This window comes from Hydrocoleum sp. CS-953, assembly GCF_002260545.1.
Taxonomy (GTDB): Bacteria; Cyanobacteriota; Cyanobacteriia; order Cyanobacteriales; family Microcoleaceae; genus Trichodesmium.
The window spans coordinates 1-4235 of record NZ_LGSU01000683.1; the positions used below are offsets into that span (position 1 = coordinate 1).

Here is a 4235-nt window from a genome sequence, read left to right on the forward strand (position 1 = left end):
TTTCCTTATATTCAATTCCGTAACGGTTTTAACCAGAGGTAATTATCAATTAATGAACTAACCTTAGTCATTACTTAATTATTTCAAAAGCTATTTCCATAGTTATGATTGATGAAAAGCTGAAACCTGACTGCTAATAACTTAATGCTTATAATCTTTAGTTCTTAACTTCTGCTATTTCTATGACTCGACTATTCCAGTCTTTAACCAATAAATTAAGAGGTTTTTCTGACCTAATTTTGTACTTAAGACCTCGCATTTGTACACGCATTAATATTTGTTCTAAACAGTCTTTATCAAAACAAACATGACGTTGGTGGTTTTTTGCTCCGAGACTCGCTCCACTGATAATGTGTAGTTGAGTATTTTTCATTAATTGATACCATAAACCATCTGAAGGTGCTGTTCCTTGGTTAGTAGTGCTGGGTCTGGTATAATCATTTGATAGGTAAAGTGGATCTATACCTGTTGCTCCTAATGTTTGTTCATAATTATAGTAGTAATGTAAGGGAACTTCTGCTACTGGTAACTCCAGTAGTCCTTCATATAATTGTTGGGCGATCGCCAAGTCGGATACCATAATTGTATGAACTTTTGGGGCGCTGGTCAGAAACATCCACATAGCTACAGCATAAGCAGCTAATAGCATAACCATTATTCCCTGAGTAGAAAATAGACTATCAAGAGGCAATTCTGGTAAAAAAGCACTTAGAGGTAACTGGGGAAGCAAAAAAGCCATAATATTTACTACTGACATCATCTAAAGATTAGGTTTAAATAATTACTATTGAATAAATTTAATTTAATTTTAGTTCAGACTTATAACTATACTATATTAGCAAATTTAGTTTTGTTTAGACTGTAATGCTCAATCCATTTTAGATCGAGAAAGTATAGTTATAATTTTTTCTCCATCAGCTTTTACTTGTTGCATCCCTTCATTAATAACATCAGGAAATCTGATTTAGTAAGTAGCTAAACAAAATTAAACCTACAATAACTGTAGGAGGTAAATTTGCCAAAACTATTATGTTCTATAGGTCACTAAATTATCAGCTATCCTAACTCCTTTTCAATATTAACTTGATTTATGGCCAGATACTTATGAGTTATTTTAGAGTATTTGTCTATGGTACTCTCAAACCAGGTGAGGTAAACTATCTATCCTATTGTGCTGAAAAAATTGTTCCGAAAAGTGCGGGCCTGGATCACCTTACCCTCGCCGATCAGGCGACCATCGCCAACATGGCGCCGGAATATGGCGCGACCTGTGGCTTCTTCCCGATCGACGAAGAGACCATCCGCTATCTGAAATTCACCGGCCGCGACGACGATCGGATCGCTCTGGTAGAGGCTTNGTTCTATAGGTCACTAAATTATCAGCTATCCTAACTCCTTTTCAATATTAACTTGATTTATGGCCAGATACTTATGAGTTATTTTAGAGTATTTGTCTATGGTACTCTCAAACCAGGTGAGGTAAACTATCTATCCTATTGTGCTGAATATGTTGTGGAATTTTTTCCCGCAGTAGCAAAAGGTTTGTTGTATGAACTACCTATTGGTTATCCAGCAATGACTGGAGGAGAGAGTAATGTGCATGGATTTGTTTTATCATTTAGAAATCCAAAGGTTTTACTAGAGCTAGATAAGTTAGAAGATTATCATCCTGAACGCCCTCCAGAAGAAAACGAGTATCAAAGACAAAAAATTCCTACTTTTGGACTTGATGGAAAATATTTATGGACAGTTTGGAGCTATTTAATGTTACCGGAAAAAGTTAAGTTACTTGGTGGTAAATTCTTACCTAGTGGATGTTGGACAGGCAAGATATCAACTTAAAGTAAGATAATTATTTAATAACTACTATTATATTAATTTTCTACAGGTGTAACAGAAGGTTGGGGAATTTGAAACAATGGTTCATTGACAGTTAACATAACATTATTGGGGTTAACTATTTCTATAATAGGTTCATTTAAAGCTATTTGTACAGGTTCAGTATCAGGCACAGATTCATCCACTAACTGAATTACTGGAGAACGAGTAGCAGAAATAATTCCCGATATAACTCCTATAAATAGAGCAGCGATGGCACTACCACGCCAAATCAAAGTCCGTTTCGATCTACGGTCAATTTTTTCAAATACTTGTTCAACTGTTCTATCTACAGTTTCTACTGTTGGAGTTATTGGCATTCTTTGAAACTCAGAACGTAGTTGTACTAATCTCTGATAAAGATGTTTAGCAACTGGATCTTTAGCTAGTAAAGCTTCTACTTCTCTACGTTGTGATGGTGTCACTTCACCATCAAGGTATGCACTTACTAATTCAAATCTTTCTTGTTTCATAACTATTTTTTCACCCTGAACCCCATCGTCAAAGTCATCTAAATCAAAATTTTCACTCATATTCAAACCACATAAAAACTTGATATTTTTTGATAAATTTTTCTATAGATTAAAAGATTTTTTTAGTTGAAATTTAGGTTAATGTTTTGAAGTCTCTATTAAAATTTTATTTGTTGATTTTTTGAGGTCAATTTTTGAGTTGATTTACAAGAGAATTTAATAACTTAATTCAGCCTATTTCAACCATCAAATATCCAAATATTTTTGGAGCTGCAATTGTAATCTTTGTCTAGCTCTAGCAATTCTTGATTTAACAGTTCCTAGAGAAACTCCAGTAATTTCTGCAATTTCTTCATAAGATAAACCTTCAATTTCTCTCAAAACAATAGTTACTCTGAATACTTCAGGTAATTGAGCGATGGCATCCCTAAGACGGTCATAAAACTCTTGTGTAGTTAATTCTTCTTCTGGCCCAGGAGTATCTGTAGCAATCTCCCAATCAATCATACCATCCTCTAAAGCCAGAGGGGCATCCAATGATAGAGGAGGGGTAACTCTTTTTCGTTTCCGTAACTCGTCGTAAAACAAGTTAGTAGTTATACGACTTAGCCAACTCTTGAACTTAGCTGGTTCTTGTAAGCGTTTAATATTACGGTATACACGAATCCAAACTTCTTGAGCCAAATCTGAGCGATCTTGCCATTCGGGGGCCAAGTGATACAAAATTTTATCCACATGGGGTTGGTACCGATGTAGAAGTTCGGCGAATATAGTTCGATCTGGGCGACTACCTTGTTGGCAACGCAATACTAGATCGTAGTTAGAGAGTTTTTCTGGTGGCAATTCCACTTGCGAAAGGGTTGTTTCAACCTTAGACCAGGGTACAGATATATATTGACTCATTGGCGGAATTGGCTCAATAGTTTTGTTTTCCTATTTAGCTACAGTTACCTATACCTACCTAGACGAGAAATATTTTACAGAGTTCCCAACTTCTCGAGTCCCGACTCCCGACTATCCTATTGGTCTGTCCAGATTAATTTGATGGGTATAGCTGTTAAATTGTTTCCCTTGTCTACCTTTCCCCTTGTCTTTCCAGGAAACATCTCTCACAATGTGAAAATTAACAAACCACTACTCCTCACTCTCCACTTCAACATATTTCCCAACTTCTCCAGTCCCGACTCCTAACTATCCTACTGGTCTGTCCAGATTAATTTGATGGGTACTGTTAAATTGTTTCCCTTGTCTACCTTTCCCCTTGTCTTTCCAGGAAACGTCTCTCACAATGTGAAAATTAACAAACCACTACTCCTCATTCTCCATTTCACAAGCTCCAATACTGACCCAACTACTGGAACCATCAGCCCAATGTTCTTTTTTCCAGATAGGGGCAGTATGTTTCAAAGTATCAATGGCATAACGACAAGCTTCAAAGGCTTCGGAACGGTGTGGACAGCCAATGGCCACTAAAACACTAATTTCACCAATCTTTAAACGTCCCACCCGATGATGAATTACAACGGTATTAATATCTGGCCATTGACTACGAATTTCTGTGGCAATTTGTTCAAATACTTTGATAGCCATGGGTTGATAGGCTTGATATTCTAGGGCAACTACAGATTGACCGTCTGTTTGATTACGAACCATTCCGCTCATTACTACTACAGCACCATTGGCTGGATTATTTGCCAATGCGTAAATATCTTCAATAGATAAAGGAGCTATAGTAATAGAAAAGTTATCCTGTTTTTGTTGTGGTTTAGTAGATAAAGGCATGGATAATGAATAATTGATAATTAATAATAGATAATTTATAATTAATCTCCAGAGGTTTCAAGCCTCTCCTTTTTCAGTTATCAGTTGTAATCAATAATTGAT

Annotated in this window: 6 protein-coding genes; 2 read left to right on the forward strand and 4 right to left on the reverse strand. The window is 36.1% G+C overall.

Features of this window, described 5'->3' with window-relative positions; translation table 11 throughout:
- Window positions 1–157 precede the first annotated feature (157 nt).
- Window positions 158–760, reverse strand: coding sequence for a glyoxalase-like domain protein (locus AFK68_RS07825; protein ID WP_094671608.1), 603 nt, complete (start codon window positions 758–760; stop codon window positions 158–160).
- 344 nt (window positions 761–1104) lie between these two features.
- On the opposite strand from AFK68_RS07825, the gene AFK68_RS44520 reads away from it, so the two are divergent.
- Both AFK68_RS44520 and AFK68_RS07835 read left to right on the forward strand, forming a co-directional pair.
- A partial coding sequence (locus AFK68_RS44520; RefSeq protein ID WP_371357278.1) for an aconitase family protein occupies window positions 1105–1357 on the forward strand: 253 nt, incomplete at its 3' end.
- 74 nt (window positions 1358–1431) lie between these two features.
- Window positions 1432–1842, forward strand: a complete 411-nt coding sequence (locus tag AFK68_RS07835; protein ID WP_094671609.1) for a gamma-glutamylcyclotransferase — start codon at window positions 1432–1434, stop codon at window positions 1840–1842.
- Between the two features lie 32 nt (window positions 1843–1874).
- Here the strand turns inward: AFK68_RS07835 and AFK68_RS07840 are convergent, their stop codons facing one another.
- The 3 genes from AFK68_RS07840 to AFK68_RS07850 form a co-directional block, all read right to left on the reverse strand.
- Window positions 1875–2411, reverse strand: a complete 537-nt coding sequence (locus AFK68_RS07840; RefSeq protein WP_094671610.1) for an anti-sigma factor — start codon at window positions 2409–2411, stop codon at window positions 1875–1877.
- A gap of 186 nt (window positions 2412–2597) precedes the next feature.
- Complete coding sequence (locus AFK68_RS07845) at window positions 2598–3254, reverse strand: sigma-70 family RNA polymerase sigma factor (RefSeq protein ID WP_094672268.1); 657 nt, start codon at window positions 3252–3254, stop codon at window positions 2598–2600.
- A 405-nt stretch (window positions 3255–3659) separates the two neighbouring features.
- Window positions 3660–4133 (reverse strand): molybdenum cofactor biosynthesis protein MoaE, encoded by a 474-nt coding sequence (locus AFK68_RS07850; RefSeq protein ID WP_210407286.1) that lies wholly within the window; start codon window positions 4131–4133, stop codon window positions 3660–3662.
- Window positions 4134–4235: the final 102 nt, after the last annotated feature.